At 62.1% G+C, this 17,590-nt stretch carries 15 protein-coding genes and 2 pseudogenes; 12 read left to right on the plus strand and 5 right to left on the minus strand.

Going from position 1 to position 17,590, the window contains the following annotated elements; translation table 11 throughout:
• Positions 1 to 80: 80 nt before the first annotated feature.
• Positions 81 to 596, minus strand: a complete 516-nt coding sequence (locus ACYP5B_RS23580; protein ID WP_459571279.1) for a superoxide dismutase — start codon at positions 594 to 596, stop codon at positions 81 to 83.
• 1,454 nt (positions 597 to 2,050) lie between these two features.
• Here ACYP5B_RS23580 and ACYP5B_RS23585 point away from each other — a divergent pair.
• Positions 2,051 to 2,194: a hypothetical protein gene (locus tag ACYP5B_RS23585; protein ID WP_459571280.1), complete on the plus strand. Its 144-nt coding sequence runs from the start codon at positions 2,051 to 2,053 to the stop codon at positions 2,192 to 2,194.
• Positions 2,195 to 2,299: 105 nt separating this feature from the next.
• Here ACYP5B_RS23585 and ACYP5B_RS23590 read toward each other — a convergent pair whose 3' ends face one another.
• Positions 2,300 to 3,226 carry a LysR family transcriptional regulator gene (locus tag ACYP5B_RS23590; protein WP_459571281.1) on the minus strand — a complete coding sequence of 309 codons (927 nt, stop codon included), beginning with the start codon at positions 3,224 to 3,226 and terminating at the stop codon, positions 2,300 to 2,302.
• A gap of 231 nt (positions 3,227 to 3,457) precedes the next feature.
• On the opposite strand from ACYP5B_RS23590, the gene ACYP5B_RS23595 reads away from it, so the two are divergent.
• The 8 genes from ACYP5B_RS23595 to ACYP5B_RS23630 all read left to right on the plus strand — a co-directional run bounded on the left by ACYP5B_RS23595 (position 3,458) and on the right by ACYP5B_RS23630 (position 12,584).
• Complete coding sequence (locus tag ACYP5B_RS23595; RefSeq protein ID WP_459571282.1) at positions 3,458 to 4,963, plus strand: CoA-acylating methylmalonate-semialdehyde dehydrogenase; 1,506 nt, start codon at positions 3,458 to 3,460, stop codon at positions 4,961 to 4,963.
• Positions 4,964 to 5,065: 102 nt separating this feature from the next.
• Positions 5,066 to 5,920, plus strand: coding sequence for a fumarylacetoacetate hydrolase family protein (locus tag ACYP5B_RS23600; protein WP_459571283.1), 855 nt, complete (start codon positions 5,066 to 5,068; stop codon positions 5,918 to 5,920).
• Positions 5,921 to 6,125: 205 nt separating this feature from the next.
• Positions 6,126 to 7,073, plus strand: a complete 948-nt coding sequence (locus ACYP5B_RS23605) for a VOC family protein (RefSeq protein WP_459571284.1) — start codon at positions 6,126 to 6,128, stop codon at positions 7,071 to 7,073.
• A gap of 525 nt (positions 7,074 to 7,598) precedes the next feature.
• Positions 7,599 to 8,195 (plus strand): TetR/AcrR family transcriptional regulator, encoded by a 597-nt coding sequence (locus ACYP5B_RS23610; protein ID WP_459571285.1) that lies wholly within the window; start codon positions 7,599 to 7,601, stop codon positions 8,193 to 8,195.
• A 68-nt stretch (positions 8,196 to 8,263) separates the two neighbouring features.
• A complete protein-coding gene (locus tag ACYP5B_RS23615) occupies positions 8,264 to 9,400 on the plus strand; it encodes an ABC transporter permease (RefSeq protein ID WP_459571286.1) in 1,137 nt (378 codons plus the stop codon).
• A 3-nt stretch (positions 9,401 to 9,403) separates the two neighbouring features.
• Complete coding sequence (locus tag ACYP5B_RS23620; RefSeq protein ID WP_459571287.1) at positions 9,404 to 10,153, plus strand: ABC transporter ATP-binding protein; 750 nt, start codon at positions 9,404 to 9,406, stop codon at positions 10,151 to 10,153.
• 11 nt (positions 10,154 to 10,164) lie between these two features.
• Positions 10,165 to 11,187, plus strand: a complete 1,023-nt coding sequence (locus tag ACYP5B_RS23625) for an efflux RND transporter periplasmic adaptor subunit (protein ID WP_459571288.1) — start codon at positions 10,165 to 10,167, stop codon at positions 11,185 to 11,187.
• Positions 11,184 to 12,584 carry an efflux transporter outer membrane subunit gene (locus tag ACYP5B_RS23630; RefSeq protein WP_459571289.1) on the plus strand — a complete coding sequence of 467 codons (1,401 nt, stop codon included), beginning with the start codon at positions 11,184 to 11,186 and terminating at the stop codon, positions 12,582 to 12,584. The genes ACYP5B_RS23625 and ACYP5B_RS23630 overlap by 4 nt, the downstream gene beginning before the upstream one ends.
• A 204-nt stretch (positions 12,585 to 12,788) precedes the next feature.
• On the opposite strand, the gene ACYP5B_RS23635 is transcribed toward ACYP5B_RS23630, so the two are convergent.
• The 3 genes from ACYP5B_RS23635 to ACYP5B_RS23645 form a co-directional block, all read right to left on the minus strand.
• On the minus strand, positions 12,789 to 13,199 hold the full coding sequence (locus ACYP5B_RS23635; protein WP_459571290.1) for a glycine zipper family protein: 411 nt from the start codon (positions 13,197 to 13,199) through the stop codon (positions 12,789 to 12,791).
• Between the two features lie 13 nt (positions 13,200 to 13,212).
• Positions 13,213 to 13,698 (minus strand): hypothetical protein, encoded by a 486-nt coding sequence (locus tag ACYP5B_RS23640; RefSeq protein WP_459571291.1) that lies wholly within the window; start codon positions 13,696 to 13,698, stop codon positions 13,213 to 13,215.
• 593 nt (positions 13,699 to 14,291) lie between these two features.
• Complete coding sequence (locus ACYP5B_RS23645) at positions 14,292 to 14,741, minus strand: Rrf2 family transcriptional regulator (protein WP_459571292.1); 450 nt, start codon at positions 14,739 to 14,741, stop codon at positions 14,292 to 14,294.
• Positions 14,742 to 15,106: 365 nt separating this feature from the next.
• Here ACYP5B_RS23645 and ACYP5B_RS23650 point away from each other — a divergent pair, with 365 nt between their 5' ends.
• From ACYP5B_RS23650 to ACYP5B_RS23660, 3 genes and pseudogenes are all read left to right on the plus strand, one after another.
• A complete protein-coding gene (locus ACYP5B_RS23650) occupies positions 15,107 to 16,174 on the plus strand; it encodes an alkene reductase (RefSeq protein ID WP_459571293.1) in 1,068 nt (355 codons plus the stop codon).
• 196 nt (positions 16,175 to 16,370) lie between these two features.
• Positions 16,371 to 16,715, plus strand: a pseudogene (locus ACYP5B_RS23655) (ATP-binding cassette domain-containing protein); the annotation flags it as partial.
• A pseudogene (locus ACYP5B_RS23660) lies at positions 16,716 to 17,204 on the plus strand (tripartite tricarboxylate transporter substrate-binding protein); the annotation flags it as partial.
• Between the last annotated feature and the right edge of the window lie 386 nt (positions 17,205 to 17,590).

The following is a 17,590-nucleotide window of genomic DNA, read 5'->3' on the forward strand; positions in this document are numbered from 1 at the left end:
CGATGATGTGACTGAAAGTTCGGATAGCTTCGGCAAGTTCGCGAGGAGAGATGGCGGTGGGCATGATCTGGTATCCAGAATTATTTTTGGGCCACGGCGAAGCGCTCGGCTGCCTGGGCCCAATGGATGTTCTGCATGAAGGCATCCACATAAGCCGCAGCTTTTGCGCCGAAGTCCATGTGGTACGAATGCTCATACATGTCAAGCGCCAGGATCGGGGTAGCCCCGGCGAGGGTATGTGTGTGATCGGGCGCCCACTGGTTGACGAGCCGCTTGTCGCGCGGCGAGTAGGTCAGCAGCACCCATCCCGAGCCGCCGCCTAGCGCCTTGCCCATTGCGATGAACTCGGCCTGCCAGCGCGCCACGCTGCCGAAGTCACGAACAAGCGCCAACTCCAGCTCGCCGCCCAAGCTGCCGCCATCACCGAGCCCGTCGAAGTACACCTCGTGCAGGATCATCGAATTGGTGGCGATCAGTTCTTCACGCTTCAGGCCATTGAGCACAAAGACGGGCGCGGTCGCCAGATCCAGCGCGGCAAGTTCCGCCGTGATGGCGTTCGATCGCTTTACCGCGCGGCGCTTTTCCAGTGGGTGCAAGCCCCACCCGGCAACCGCTCCAGCCGGAAGCAACCGGAGCAATCGTGGAGGTAATGAAGGGGTCGAAGCCTTCGGTGATGCGTGTCACGAATTGGTGACAGCGCGAGCGTGCAGGCCGTAACGCGAGTGAACGCTGAGTAAGCCTCGAAAAGGGCGATGCGCAGGCCGACCCGAGTCCGATGTCGGGGAAGGCTGATACGGTTGGGCGAATGAGCAGGCAGGACGCCCAGCCGCTGCGCCGGGGTAGTGGCGACAGCATGCACACAAGGAAAGCGCACGCAACACGGGAAGCCCCTTGGCGTGGTCAGGGATGATCAGGCGTGCATGTTCGTGGTCTTCGAGCAGGCGCACTCGGTTGTTCCTGAGCGCGTACAACGCACCGCCCGGCGATTTTCGACGGGTGCCACGCGCCAAATTGCCCCCGATGGCGAGGGGCGACCGATATGCCCTTCACACAAAATTCCATACCGGCCCATGTCGGCGGACTTCCGCCTCCCTCACGGATGATGCATCCCTGCGCCATGAGAGTCTCGGTAAGGGCCGGCGCGGAAGCCACCCGGAGGTACGGCACGAAAGCCGCGTCCGCGCCCGTCCCCCCGGAATCCGCTCATGCCGCCACAGCGGACAAAGACACCATGCATCGGATGCACACAAGGAAACTGGTCGACGAAGACTGTGCCAAGCCCGAACCCCGCCAACTCTGCGTTCCAGGGCTCGGCGTAATAGGCCGACTGGGGGTAGAAATCGGCCACTCCGCCCACACTGTCCATGAACTGCCAACTACCGTCCGGCTGCCTGCATGCTATGCCGATCACCTGCTGTGGCACGTTGTCGATCACAGCCTGCACAGCCACCTGGTCGCATGGCATTCCAGTGGCCCAAGTCCGGCTGGCCATGGTCTGCGCGGCCACGCTCGCGCCCAGGCCTAGGCTGGCGCATATCGCCGCCACCTTTCCCATTGCCCTGACCATGATGTCAGCCTCCCGCTATCGCCCGGCGCCTGCATCCCACTGCACATCTGTTCGCCATCGGGACTGCATGTCCCGGCGCAGCCCCGCATCATGCAAATACTCTAGGACGCCGTCCTTTTCCCTGCCAGAGATTCGGCGCCGATGAAGAGATGATCACCGCCCTCGGCTCGGATGACCGCTCGTCGCCTCTTACCGGCCGTTCGGCGGGCAGAGGCCGGATGACCGTTCCTCGGCCATAGCCGCCGGCGGGCAGTTGGCTTTGGGTCCATCGGGAGTGTCCGCTTTGAAGAACGCCGAACCCCTCTGACCCAAAACTGCCACTCGCCCCACTGACGCTTCGATGGCAGTTATCTGGCCGCAACGGCCATTCGTTTTGACACGTCGGCCATAGCCGGGAACAGGTGTCGTACTTCGGCGACGACGGGCTGCTGCGTCGCCACGACTACACCGTGGATGTGATGGGCGGAACACCCGGTGCCAACTATGCATCCGACTATCGAAAATGTCGGCGGCATCCTTGTCCCGATGTCGCGGCGGGTCTTTGCATACGACGATGCGGGTCAAACGATTAGCGACCCGCTCCTGGTGTCAATCGATTTTCAAGCGATCGACTGGCACTTCGACTGATGCAGCCGGAACGGCCGACAGGCTGCGGCCTGTGTTCCCGACGATATCTGCTGGAGCTCCGGATATCCGCTTTAGAACCCATTTCAAAAAACCGGGCCTGAGCGCTTAGCGTGGCAGCCATTCAATGCTTGCGGACTTGCCCATGAGGAAATCGGCGTTTGCGTCGGCAACTCGCCGGAGGTAGTCCCACAACGCCTTGATTCGTGCGAGCTCTCTTCGTTCCTGCGGTGCGACGAGCCAAAAGGTTCTAGTGATGTCAACTTCGGCAGGAAGGATGGGAACGAGCCCTTCGGTAACGGACCCTAGGAAACACGGCAAGACGGCCACGCCGAGCCCGGAGCGGACGGCCTGGAGTTGAGCAATAACGCTAGTGCTACGCATGAACGGCTTTGCCGCGGGCAGCCACTTGCGCAGGCTGAACTGCTGCTCTGCGAAGACCAGATCGTCAACGTAGTCGATCCATCGATGTCCGGGAAGATCTGCCAGGCCACAGATCGGCAGGTGGCGGCGTAGATACTCCTCTGTGGCATACGGAAGCAGGCGGTACTGAGCAAGCTTGCTGGTGACAAAGGTGTCAGTGGTAGGCCGATCGACGGTAACGGAAGCATCGGCTTCGCGCTTGGACAAATTTACGTTCCTCGGCATCGGGAGCAAGTCGACAGTGATCCCGGGATGACGTGTGCAGAAGTGCGCCAGATGCGGCGCCAGAAAATAGCTGCCGAACCCCTCCGTGGCACCCAACCTGATCTCGCCAGTCAGCGCCAGGGTATCGCCAAAGACTTCGGATTCGACGGTCGCGAGTGTGCTCTCCAGCTTCTCGACATGCTCCAGCAGGCGGTGACCCGCGCTCGTGAGGCGATGGCCTTGCGAGCTCCGGTCAAACAGTTTCGATCCGATGTCTTCTTCCAGCCGCTGCAGTCGACGTGAAATGGTGGACTGATTCATGTCGAGTGCATGCGCCGCCTCCAGGGCGGATTGTGCCCGCGCCACACCGAGAAATACCCGCAAGTTGTCCCAATTGAACTGATTCAAGGCGCCCCCCCAATATGCAAAAACGCATAGCTACATTGCGAATTTTGCCATACAGAATGCATAAATGGCGATGTAGCATCGGCCCTACGGTGTCACTAGCAAAGCCGCTATCTGGCGGCAACAGGGTGTGCGCTCGAAGTCGCAGAGTAGCAAGCACCCGAGGTGCATTGAACGATACAAACGATACAAACCATTCAAGTCGGGCTCATGGCTCACGGAGGCATACAAATCATGGCAGAACACATCGGGCACTTTATTGCGGGGAAGCACGAGACCGGCAGTGGCGATCAGACTGGCCCGGTCTTCAACCCCTCGACGGGGGCGGAGATCGCGCGCTGCGCCTATGCGGACCGAGCCACGCTTGATCGCGCGGTCACGGCGGCCACCGAGGCAGGCCGGCGCTGGGGCCGGGCCTCGCATGCGACGCGCCAGGCCGTCATCTTCAAGCTTCGCGAGTTGATGATCGCCAACATCGACCTGCTCGCCGAGACCATCGGTCGCGAGCACGGCAAGACCATCGCCGACGCAAAGGGAGAGATCGGTCGCGCGATCGAGGCCATCGAGTTCGCGACCAATGCACCGCACCTGACTAAAGGAGAGTACGCCACCAATGTCGGCGGCGACATCGACGTGTTCTCGATGCGCGTGCCAATCGGCGTGGTCGGCTGCATAACGCCATTCAACTTCCCCATCATGGTACCTGCCGTGATGACTGCGATGGCCGTGGCGGTTGGCAATGGCGTGGTCTGGAAACCATCGGAGAAGGTGCCCAGCGCTGCGCTAGAGTTTGCGCGCCTGTGGCAGGAAGCGGGGTTGCCCGATGGCGTTTTCAACGTGGTCCAGGGCGACAAGGAGGTGGTCGACGGGATGCTCGAACATCCCGGGATTGCAGGCGTCAGCTTCGTGGGTTCTACGGCCGTGGGCGAGTATATCTATCAGAAGGGCACCTCGCATAACAAGCGCGTGGCCGCCTTTGCCGGCGGCAAGAATCACATGGTGGTGATGCCCGACGCTGATCTTGAGGCCGCGGCCAATGCGTTCGTCTCCGCCGGCTATGGCTCGGCGAGCCAGCGCTGCATGGCCGTGTCGTTGCTGCTTCCCGTCGGGACAGGAACTGCGGAGCGTCTGCGCGAACTCGTCGTGCCAAAGATCCAGGTGCTCAAGGTGGGCGCCTATGACGATCCCGCCGCCGATTTCGGGGCTGTGATTTCGGCGCAGTCTAAGCTGGCGGTGGAGCGGGCCATTGGCGATTGCGTGGACGCGGGAGGAGAGCTCGTCATAGACGGGCGCGAACTGAGCGTACCGGGCCTTGCAGGCGGCTACTACCTCGGCCCCACCCTGATCGACCACGTAACGTGGGACATGGAGTTCTACAAGGAAGAGGTATTCGGACCGGCGCGCGGCATCACGCGCGCGGCAACACTCGACGAAGCCATCGCCATCACCAACCGGCACGCCTACGGGAACGGCTCAGTCATCTTCACCCGCGACGGAAAGTCGGCGCATCGCTTCACGAACGAAATCGAGTCCGGCATGGTCGGGGTTAACGTTCCGGTGCCGCTCCCCGTGGGCTACTTCAACTTCGGCGGCCTGCGCCGCTCGAAGTTCGGTGAATCCCATCTCTATGGGCCAGACGCCGCGCGTTTCTACACCAAGCTCAAGACTGTATCGCAGCGATGGCCCGAGCCCGACCAGAAGGCGTCGCCCGTATCACTTGCCTTCAGCGGCAGCGCCTGAGGCTCCTTGCTTATCCCGCCATCCATTGGCGGATGCCGCGCTCCTGCGGTGACCCCCTGCTGAATTGCAGTAGGGCAATTCCAAAATCCTTGGAGAATTCACATGCACCTGATTGCCTATCGCCCCTCCAATGCCGGCGTCGAACTCGAGGCCAACATCGGTGTCCTGGCCGATGGCCTCATTGCCCCCTTGACGTCCTTGGACAGCTTCTACAAGGACACGGATCGCTGGCTGACGCAGGCACGGACACTTCGCAAGGGCTCTCTGCCATTGACTGACGTCACCTTGGCGGTACCCGTTCCGCCCAGCGCGAAGATCATCTGTGTGGCAATCAACTATGTTGAGCATGGTAAGGAGGGCGGGCTGCCGACACCGCCTTTCCCAAATCTGTTTGCGCGCTGGGCTTCGACGCTGGTGACGTCGGGCACCGCTGTACCAGTGCCATCGACAGAGCCGGACGGCGTCGATTGGGAGGTCGAACTGGCGGCGATCATTGGGAAACCGCTGCTTGAAGCGGATGAGGAGCAAGCGCTAGACGGGGTACTGGGCTACACGGTCTTCAATGATCTGAGCGGACGGGCCTCCCAGCTTCAGAGCATGACGCTCAGCACGGGCCAGTGGGGTCTTGGCAAGAATCTCGACAGCAGCGGCCCCGTCGGTTCGATCATCGCTACCGCGGACTCGGTGGATCTCTCGAACACGCGGTTGACAACCAGAGTGGACGGCGAGGTCATGCAGGACGGCACTACGGCGGACATGGTGTTTTCTGTCTCCCAGATCATCGAATTCATCACGCGGACAATCAGCTTGCAGCCCGGAGACCTGATCGCCACCGGTACGCCGGCGGGTGTCGGATTTGGCCGGAATCCGCGCATCTACGCCAAACCCGGATCGGTCGTCGAGGTGGCTGCGCAGGGTATCGTAGCGGTGACAACTCCCATCGTTGCAAGGAACTAGCGAACACAGCCAAGGCAGCAAGCTGGCAACTGGGAACAACATCCCGGCCGCGGGCTTGCCGAGTTCGACAGAGGCATCTGCCATACGCAGATAGCTGTTCCCCTGGCTTGTTGACTGACCGGGGACAGCCCGCAAATGCCCGAACGAGATTGTCCCGATTTCCAGCCCGCCGTGGCCAAAGCAAAAACATCCGGAAGGAGACGTTGTGATCAAGATTCGTGGTGGAAAGTATGTGGTCTATGGGGTTAGCGACCTCGCTAAGACCCGGAGTTTCATGGTTGACTTTGGCCTTGTTCCCGTGGATTGGTCTGGGAGCGCCTCCTATTTCAGAGGGGCTTTATCCAGTCCTTATCTTTATGTGGCGGAACAGTCCGCCGAGCCGTCGCTCAAGGCGATCGGCCTCGAAGTGGACAGTGTGGCCGATCTAACGCATGCGATGCGTTTCGAGGGGGCGTCGCGAATTCGTGAACTTGACCGTCCCGGTGGTGGCCTGTGTGTTGACGTCGAATTGCCGGGCGGGGTAAGGCTCGAATTGGTTCACGGCATCGAGGACGTCGCTGAGTTGCCGGTGCATCCGCCGTCTGTGCTTAATGAGGGCATCCGGAAGACACGCTTCAACGTACCACAACGGCCCCGTCGCGGACCGTGCCAGGTGCTTCGATTGGGGCATATCGCCTTGGGCGTACCTGATCCCGTGGCTGCAAGGGACTGGGCTGTTCGCAACCTGGGCATGATTGTTTCAGATTCGATGCTGCAACCCGGCTCCGCATACGAATACCTCGGATTCTTCATGCGTTGTGATCAGGGCGCGACGCCTACCGATCACCACACGCTTCTGATCGCAAAAGCGGAAGCTACGAACGTCCATCATGTCTCCTTCGAGGTACAGGATTTCGATGCGGTTCATATGGGTCATGAGTGGTTGAAGGCGAAGAGCTACAAGGCCCACTGGGGCGTCGGTCGCCATGTCCTTGGCAGCCAGGTATTCGATTACTGGTGGGATCCGGATGGGTTCCGCGTCGAGCATTACGCCGACGGTGACCTCTACGACAACACAGTTCCGGCAACGACAGTCGAGGGAACGGAAGATCAGTTGTGGATATGGGGCCCGGAAGTGCCTCGCGCGTTCTTCCAGCAGACCCGGGAGGCTTAGGCTGCGGCATCACCAAGGCCGGCACTTCGTGGTTAGCTGTCAATCACGGCGCAGGCTGCGTAGAGCCGACAAGGGAAAATTGAACGGCCAGAACCAGGTTGACAAGGCCGCAACCGCGCAGTTTGCTGTCCAGGGCAAGATCGACGATCGCCAGTTCGCAAGTATCCATTGCGAGCTGTAGACGTATTCGGATTGCCCGGACATCTTTAAGCCGCAGCGATAGCCCCGAGTTCGGGCAGTCCGATCAATGGCCGTCTCCATAGAGTCCGTCCCCCTGCCGTCACCATGATCTGCGGCTCACAAGGCGATTCCGCGGTCATCGCTTCGATGAACGGGTCGCGCATTCCGGTCCATTCTGCGGCCGGCGCGAGCTCGTCCCATTCGCTCCCAACGTAAAGGAAGCGCGGGGTTGCCGGGATCGCGTCGGACGGCCCGTTAGCCGATCCGGTCAACCAAAATTCGGTCACTTGTAATATTTTTCGCGTGCTCTAGTATGAAGGCATCCACCTGCCCATTGTGGTTATCGTGAAGCCCCCCCGCCAAGCCGAAGCCCCCAAAAGCCAAAGGACACGCCGCAAGATTGTCAGGGCGGCGGCAGCTGCCTATCGTGAGCGTGGCATCGATGGGGTCGGGGTGCGCGACATCATGATGCGCGCCGGCCTGACGCAAGGTGGGTTCTACTTCCACTTTGCCGACAAGGCCGCCCTGTTCCGGGAGGCCAGTGTGGAAGGATTCGAGAGGAGCGTCGAGTGGCTGCTAGACCATCCGGGCACCTCTCCTTCCGAGAGGCAACTAGCGGCCTTCATTGACGCCTACCTCAGCGCCCGCCATCGCGATCATCCGGAGTCGGGTTGCATGATGGCAGCCCTGGCGGGCGACGTCGCGCGCAGTGACCGGAAGTTGCGCAAGGAGTTCACCGCCGGCGCCCTCGCCATGCTCGACCGTATTGCGCCCCACCTTGCAGGCGAGAACCCGGTTGAGCGACGGCAGAAGGCGGGGCTGATGCTCGCGTCGATGGCCGGCGTGCTGATGGTTTCGCGCGTCCTTGCCGATCGCGCCATGAGCGACATGCTGCTCGCGAAGGCCCGCGAGTTCTACCGCGCGAATTTCTGCCAGGCCTGACCCAGGGAACATCAATTTTCGCGGTGCCAGATTATTACATTGGTCATATTGTAGGAGGATGAAGCGTCGTGAAATATGTCGCCATTCAGATGCTGTTCGGAGACCGCGCCAAGTTGTTCGGCCTGATCTTTTCGCTCGCCTTCGCCTCGTTCCTCCTGATGAACCAGACTTCGATCTTCGCCGGCATCATGTCGCGCACCGGCAGCCAGATCCTGGACGTCATAGACGCACCGGTCTGGGTGATGGACCCGAAGACACCCTACGCCGACGAGATTGCGCCGATGACCGACAACCAGCTGTTCCGTGTACGCGGCGTCGACGCCGTGAGCTGGGCGGTGCCGCTTTACAAAGGTTCTGGGCGAGCCAAGGCCGTCGACGGCACTTTCCGGCAGTGCGTGCTGATGGGTGTGGACGACGCCACCCTGACCGGGGCCGTGCGCAAGATCGTGCTCGGCTCAATGGAAGCACTGCGCCAGCCAGACACCATTGTGCTGGACAAGGCAGGCTATGGCTTCTTCTTTCCCGGGCAGCCGCTGCAGCTCGGGCGCACGCTTGAGATGAATGACCATCGCGTTGTAATAGGCGCAATTTCGGACGCAGGGGCGCCCTTCACCACATTTCCGGTCATTTACGCGCGCTACAGCCTGGCCATTCAGTTGATCGGACACGAAAGCCGACAACTGTCCGTGGTGTTGGCCGCACCCAAGCCGGGCGTCACGCCCGATCAGCTAGCCAAGCGCATCAGCCAGGCAACGGGCCTGCGGGCGATGACACAAGACGGCTTCTTCTGGCAGACGATGCGCTACTACCTGAAGAACACCGGCATCCCGGTCAACTTCGGCATCACGATTGGCATCGCGTTAATCGTGGGCACGGTCGTCGCTGGCCAGACGTTCTACATCTTCACTATTGAAAACTTGCGCCAGTTCGGGGCGCTCAAGGCCATCGGCGTTTCCAATCGGCGCCTGGTCGGACTGATCGTATTGCAGGCGCTGATTGTGGCGGCCATAGGGTACGCACTGGGGCTTGGCCTGGTCGCGGGGTTTTTCGAAGTGACACTGCACCAGATCGCGACGCGCGGAATCATCCTCATGTGGCAGAGCGCAGTAGGCGTCGGCGTGATCATTTTTGCGGTCGTCATCCTGGCTAGCCTGCTCAGCATCCGCAAAGTGCTGCAGCTCGAGCCTGCCATCGTGTTCAGGTAAGCCATGAGCACAGAATACGCGGTGCGTTGTCGCACGGTTGAGAAAGTGTTTGGCGCCGGGGATACCGCGGTGCGGGCCCTGCGCGGCGTGGACTGGGATGTGCCGCTTGGCGAGATCAGCATGCTGGTGGGACAGAGCGGCTGCGGCAAGACTACGCTGCTGTCGGTCATCACCGGACTGCTGGAGGCCAGCGGCGGTACCGTGGAGATTCTGGGTCAAGCGCTGCATGACCTGCGCGGCGAACGTGCCAACCGCTTCCGGCTGCAGAACATTGGCTTCATTTTCCAGCAGTTCAACCTGCTGCCGGCGCTGACGGCCGCCGAAAATGCGGCTGTACCCCTGTTGGCCGCCAACATGCCGCGCCGTGCCGCCACCGAGCGCGGACGCGAGTTGCTGCAAAAGCTTGGGCTTGGCCTACGCGCGGACGCACGGCCGGTGGAGCTGTCGGGCGGCCAGCAGCAGCGGGTCGCCATCGCACGGGCCTTGATCAACCAGCCGCGCCTGATCGTGTGCGACGAACCGACCGCGAACCTGGACGCCGAATCCGGCCATGCCGTCATGGAGCTCTTCCGCGCTGTGGCCGTCTCGCCCGATCGAGCCGTGGTGATCGTCACTCACGACAACCGGATTTTCGAGTTTGCCCACTCGATCACCTACATGGAGGACGGTCACATCGTGCGCCGCGCCAATGGCAACGGCTTCGCCGACACCCTGCCGGCGCCGGTGCCCGACCCAGCGCATCGGACGTCCTGAGGGTACCTGCCATGTCCGTACGTAAACCGAGCCTTAAGCTTCTCCTCTCCGGGATTGCAGTAGTGTCGTTCATCGGCGGCACGTTCCTGGTGGCAAAGAACACGCACACCGAGCAGCACGAGGCGCCGCCTGTCGCACCACCCGCGAGCGGCTTCGCCCGCTCCATCGGCGCCGTCGGTCTGGTCGAGCCGAAGTCGGAGGATATCGGAGTGGCGCCGGTCGTGCCCGGACTGGTGACCGCGGTGCGGGTCAAGGCACAACAGCAAGTGCGCGCCGGCGACGTACTTTGGGAGCAGGACAGCCGCGAACTCACGGCACAACTCCCGGTCCGTGAGGCCGACGTGTCAGCCGCCCGCGCCTCGATGGCGGTCGGCGAGGCTGCGCTGGCGGACGCCCAGGTGCAGTTGACGATGATCGAACAGGTCACCGACCGCCGCGCCATCCGCGACGAAGACCTGCAGCGGCGCCGCATTGCGGTCAACACCGCCAAGGCGCAGCTGGCGACATATCGGGCCTCGCTGGCACGTGCCGTGGCGGCACTGCAGGAGACCCGGACCAACCTGTCCCGGCTCGTTGTGGTCGCACCGATCGACGGCCAGATCCTCAAGGTTGATGTCCGTCCCGGAGAATACGCCACGGTTCCGGCGAAGTCACCGCTAGTGGTGATGGGCGATACGTCGGCCATGCACGTACGCGTGGATGTGTCCGAAGAAGACGCGCCACGCCTTGTACCCGAGCGCAAGGCCTACGCCTCGCCGCGTGGCGACACCAGCCGCCGTATACCGCTGGAGTTCGTGCGGGTGGAGCCACGGCTGATCCCCAAACGCAACCTGTCTGGCGATACCGCGGAACGCGTCGACACGCGCGTGCTGCAGGTGATCTACCGCATGGCCGGAAGTGAACAGGTCTACGATGGCGAACTGATGGACGTGTTCATCGAGGCGCCGGCGCTGGCCGTTTCGTCGACCAATGCCAGGCTGTCCACATCAGTCGCCGCAAACCCCGCGGACAATCGACAAGCGAGCGCGCCATGACCGGCCTCAGGCCTATCGCCCTCCTGGTTGCGCTCGCGATGCTGGGCGGCTGCGTCAGCCTGCCGCGCAACGAGACCGTTGCCGCAGCGGCATCGAATTTGCCGTCCGCGTGGCGCGCATCGAACGGCGGCATCGACGAAACTGCTGAACTGGCGCAATGGTGGAATGGTTTTGCTGATGCTCAGTTGCGCGGGCTCATCGACAAGGCGCTGGCGCGCAACTACGACCTGAAAGCGGCGGTCGAGCGCACTCGCCAGGCGCGCGCGCAGAGCGCCGTGGCACGCAGCAGCCTGTTTCCGGAACTCAACCTCAATGCGAGCGCGACCCGGCAGCGGTCACACGTGCCGCCCCCGGTCGACCTCGCCAGCGATGCTGGGATTGGCGTGAGCGGCAGCTGGGTCATCGACATTTTTGGCGGCAACCAACTTGCAGCACTGGCCGCGGCCGCGCAGGCACAGGCGACGGACGAGGCGCGCCGGGATTTCGAAGTGGCGCTGACTGCCAGCGTCGCCACTGCCTATATGCAACTGCGGGGACTCCAGCGCCAGCGCGCGATTGTGGAGGAGAACATTGCCGTGCGGGCCGATACGGTCCATCTGACGCAAGTGCGGTACCAGGCCGGATTGGCCACGGACCTGGACGTGGCTCGTGCGCAAACGCAGTTGCAGCGGGCCCAAGCTTCAGTACCCGACGTTCAGCGGCGGATCGACAATGAATTGGGAACCTTGGCCGTGCTCACCGGCGACCCGCCCGAATCGATCGACCGGGCGCTGTTGTCGGCCGCGCCGATCCCGCCAGCACCGCCGTCGTTGCCTCGGCAGGCGCCGGCGGAGTTGCTCGAGAGGCGCCCCGATCTGCGCCAGGCCGCACGCCGCATCGACGTGGCCGTGGCCAACCTCGGTGTGGCGAAAACAGACTTGCTGCCGAAGTTCACGCTATCTTTCGGCGACGCGATTGATCGCCTGGCCTACCGCGGCATGCCGGCCGTGACTGACAATCTGTTTACCCTCGGGCTGGGCATATTCTGGCCTCTGTTCAATGCCGGCCGCATTCACGCCAACATCGACGCCCAAGATGCAGCGCTGCAGCAGGTGGGATACGCATTTGACCAGACCTTGCTCAATGCGCTGCAGGATGTCGAGGTAGCGTACACCGATGTGCGCGCGCAGCGGGAGCGCGGCGCGCGCCTAAGCCTGGCGGTTGATTCGGCGCAGCGCTCGTCGACTCTGGCGCAGGAGCTGTACAACGCCGGCGAGGCTGATTTCCTCTCGGTGCTCGACGCCCACACCCAGGTCCTGGACACACAAAGTGAGCTGGTGCAGGCCCAGACCGATGCCGCAGTAAGCGCGGTTTCGCTCTACCGGGCGCTCGGCGGTAGCTGGCAGGACACCCCCTGAAATGCAAAACGAGGCTCTGGTGACTCTGGTGACAATAGAGAGAGCGAAGCAAGCGTAGGCGCGTTTGGTTCAGATTACGCGCGTGCGACGCGGCAACAGATCAGGAGGATCTGCCGTTTGCCGCCTGACCAACCCTGCAGTCGCCGTTGCGCCGATCTTGCAACGGTCCCCTGCGTCAATGGCTTTGAAGATTTGCCAGAACGCTCAGGGGGCTTGCGGTGCCGGCGGCGGGGAGTAGGGCTTGTAGTTGGCAGGTGGCGTCGCGGGCGGCGCCGCAAGCATCTGGCCGTAGACCGGGACCCGGTGTCCGCTGGCGTACATGCACTGAATGTAGGCAGCGTCGTATTGGTCCTGCCCACCGTATCCTGAGCCGCTTGCATTGCTGGCACCGACCGCCGAACTGCTCACCGCCGCCGTGCTGGAGGCTTGATGCGAGCTCACGCCGCCGACCTGGCCCAGCGCGAACTGGCGGCAGTTGTGGTCATCACCGAGAAACTGGTCGAGCGTCTTGTTACTGCCCGGGAGCACCATCACGCTGGGGCCCGACGGTATTGCCGTACAGGCGCCCACAACGAGCGCGGCCGCCATCAGGAGGGGAACGGAACGCGGCTTCATTGACGCCTCGGCATTACGGCGACGGCTGGGCCGGCACCGTTTGCCAGCCGCCCGGACAGTTCTTGATGTACGGGTAATAGCCACTGGGCTGCTCGCAGCGGTACCACCACGCGTTCGCCGACGCACCGTCCGACCCATCGCCTTGCTCGATGTATTGCGCCGCGGGCGCGTAGTAACCGGGGTAGGCATTGGGGTATGGCCAGCGGTCGTATGGATATCCCCACCAGCCCGGCCAGCCGCCGCCTACCACGAAGGCCACGTGCCCGTGCCCGTGGCGAAAACCGTCATGGCGAAAACCGTCATGGTGGAAGCCATCGTGACCGTGAAAGCCGCCGCCGTGAAAGCCGCCGCCGTGCATGCCGCCGCCGTGCATGCCACCGCCGCCACCGCCGCCACCACGACCGCCGCCGCGACCGCCGGCCAGCGTCGGACCGCCGGCGGCCATCGCCACCCCTGCCACTAATGCCAGGGCGATCTTGCAAAGCCTGCGCCCGTTCATGATGTGTCCCCTGCTTTGCTGCCCGACGGCCGGGTCACTCGGGACCCGCGCCGGACCGTCCCCTCTGTATCGTTTAGTTTGCTTAGATACCCCGTGCACGTATCTCCGCTTATATTGAATACCAAATTGACGCATCCGGCGCCGGCCATGGAGCCCCGGAATATGTGGCGTCGTCACTGCTATTACCGGCACGACACCCGGCCGCGCCTGGCCTGAGGGGGCGCCGCGCCGCGTTATCGTGTAAACGGCTGACGGGTCGGATTTATTCCATCAATCTGCCCCCCCCCGACTTCCTATCATGCTTTCATGAAATATCATCGGATGAAGAAGTATCTCGAACGATCCTTCCGGAACGCTTGTTTCCGGCCGTGATGCCGCTCCAATCCGGTCGACAACTGAGCCTCAAAGGCAATCGAGCTTGGTTCGCCGTGGAGACCCGGCGCATATTCAGCGGCTTACGACTATCCTCGCCCCGCTCAGCTTGATCTGGTGACGGCTGGCTCAATTGGACGACAACCCGCACCGTTGCTTCTTTAGCGACGATTCGTTCGATCATTTTTTGGACCGATGTCCCCGATACAACCGACCCGGATTCAGCCGCGTTTTTTCGACGATCGCGATGCAAGGGTGTCTGCAAGTACCGCTTCGATCGTCGTGGCGGCAAGCGTCTTTCGAACGCCATCGTCGATCGACTCATAGACGTGGCTCAGCGTCGATCCGATGCCACGCCCGATGGGGCACGCCTGGCTGGGCTTCGAAGGGTGCAGCGCAAAGTGCGCACCCTCTTCAAGTGCATCAAAGACGTCGAGCAGGCTGATGGCGTCCGCACTCCTGGTCAGACGCCATCCCGCGTTGACGCCGCGATAACTTTCGACAAGGCCGCCTTTTGCAAGCAACCCGAGCGTACGACGAATCACCACCGGATTGGTGTTGACGCTCGCAGCGATCCTGTCGGACGTGACTGGGTCAGGATTTTCCCGCGTGACGAGCGCCATCCACGCAAGGATGTGGGTCGCCACGGTCAAGCGGCTGTTGGCGCTCATGGAAAGCCTCTAATAGTCAGTTTAGTTGTAACCATATTCATTACAGTATGGGTTGTCAACCTGACGGGCTTGATGAATCCGGTGACCTCACGCGTTCGCAGCCTCGCAAGACGGGCGATTTCAGGCTACACGCCTGGGTCCTGTTGACGTGCCAAACCCGCTCCGCTCATACCCTTCTCGTCTCGTCGACGTCGAGCGTTCATGACGAGAGACTTGTGCTGATGGCCCGGATGATTTATGTTGTAACCACAATGGTTACATCGTAGGTGCTATGGCGATACACGTAAGCTTTACGACGCTCCATAGTCAGCGGAAACGGTGCAGCCGTTCCTTTCATCTTCAATACCGAAACGAGAAGCCTGCAGATGTCCACACTCTTCGATCCTATCCAGATCGGCGCGCTGAAGTTGCCGAACCGCATTGTCATGGCACCGCTCACGCGCATGCGCGCGTTCGCTGAGCGCAGTCCGGGCCCTCTCAACGCGCGGCACTATGTGCTGCGTGCGAGCGCAGGACTCGTCATTACCGAAGCCACTTCGGTCACGCCTCAGGGCGTTGGCTATCCCAACACGCCGGGCATCTGGACCGAGAAGCAGATTGCCGGCTGGAAAGAGGTGACTTCCGCGGTACACGACGCGGGCGGCCTGATCGTCTCCCAGTTGTGGCACGTCGGCCGAGTTTCCGATCCGGTCTACCATGACGGCCAGCTTCCGGTCGCCCCCAGCGCCATTGCGCCGGCAGGCCATGTCACGCGTGTGCGGCCTCAGCGCCCCTACACCGTACCGCGTGCGCTGGAGACCGAAGAGCTTCCAGGCATCGTCGAGGATTTCCGGGTCGGCGCCGCAAACGCAAAACGCGCTGGTTTTGATGGCGTCGAGCTTCACGCGGCAAATGGCTACTTGTTTGATCAGTTTCTGCACGACGGATCCAACCAGCGGACCGACCGTTATGGCGGTTCGATCGAGAATCGCGCGCGCTTCCTGCTGGAGGCAGTCGACGCGTTGCTCACGGTTTGGCCGGCGGGCCGCATTGGCGTGCATCTGAACCTGATGTCGAGTTCATACTCGATGCGCGATTCGAATCCGCGCGCGCTGTTCACGTATGTCGCCGAGCAACTCAACGCGCGCAACATCGCTTTTATTTTTGCGCGCGAGGCGCTGGATCGCGGCGACGATCGCATCGGTCGTGACGTGCGGCGCATCTTCAAAGGGGCCTACATCCTCAACGAAGGGCTGACGAGGGAGAGCGCGGAGGTGGCCATCGAACGCGGCGAGGCGGACGCGGCGGCGTTTGGGCGTCCTTTTATCGCCAATCCTGACCTGGTGGAGCGCTTTCGACGCGGTGCGCCGCTCAATGCGGTCAATCCGGAAACGATCTACGCGGACGATGACACCGGCTACAACGACTATCCGTTGCTCGACGAAGCTGTCTGAGGCCGACGCGCGCTGCCGGCGCCGCAGCAACCGGATAGGGATCCGGCTGCTCGTGGGTTTCGGAGGATGCCCGATCCAGAGCCCGGATCAGGTCGAGTCTGAAGCGCAGTGCGGCGAGAGTAGCGCGACTTCCGCTGCCGTCGACTCCGGACGCGCCAGTCTCACGCCGACTGTTTGACAATCGCGTAGCGCAAGACTGCGATCAACCGGCGACACGAAGAAAGCGAGCGCTGGGGTCAACAAGCGGTTTGGTGGCCTGCAAGCGCTGTCCGATGTGAACTTGCAGATCAAGCCGGGCGAAATCTACGGGCTGATTGGCCCGAACAGTGCTGGCAAGACCACCTTCTTCAACGTGGTCACCGGGCTCTACACACCCGACACGGGCGACTTCAAGCTGGGCGGCGAGCCATATCAGCCGACCGCGGTCCATGAGGTAGCCAAGGCCGGCATCGCCCGCACCTTCCAGAACATCCGCCTGTTCGGCGACATAAGAGCGCTCGAAAACGTCATGGTGGGCCGCCACGTGCGCGCCAAGGCCGGCAGTGGCACGATCCCTCACATGGCCGCGGCAGCACTCGGGGAGAAGCTCGGAACCACCTTCAATCACCTTCCCTATCAGGGCTCTGCCCCCGCAATCATGGGCCTACTGGCTGGCGACGTAGACGCTACCACGGTGGCCTATGCCGAATTGCGCCAACATGTCGAGGCGGGAAAGCTGCGGACCCTGGCGGTCATGTCGGAGAAGCGTGTGGCTGGCCTGGACACAGTTCCGACGTTCAAGGAGCGAGGCTACGATCAGCAGTACAGCGTATGGCGTGGGATCGCCCTCCCCAAGTCTGCGCCACCTGAAGTTGTGCAGCGGCTACGTGAAACGGCGCACAAGATTGCTGATACGCCGGCGTTCCGGGCAACGGTTCAGAAACAGAATCTCACCATGGCCTACGCGGATATGCCGGAGTTCTCGGCGGCGATTGTCAGGCAGAGCGATAACTTCAAGAAGTTGGTGCCGGTTCTCAAGCTCAAGGAATAGCCCAAGGAATAGCCCAAGGATTGCCGATCAGTGGGGTGGCTGGTTGGCAAAGCGCCATTTTTCGTCAGATCAGCAATCGAGCAAGCAGAGCGGCGGGTGAGTTCATTCTTGCATCTGGTGCCAGGAAGATGCACGGCCCTGCAAGTGAAGCGGACTTTTACTCGTCATCGACTGCTTTGGCCGATGAGCCGCCGTTGGCCGGCACGGCGGTGGACGGCTCTTCCCGGCCAGTCTCGGTCGGTCAGTCTAGGACGACCCAACGACAGCATTTCGATGCGGCCATTCAGCAATTGGCCAGGACGCGCGGGGTGTTTCAGGGTTGAAGCATTTTCAATTGCGTGCAGACCAGACTTCAAGCGCAATGACTTGGCTTTACCCTAGCAGCG

This window comes from Cupriavidus sp. 8B (assembly GCF_054589115.1).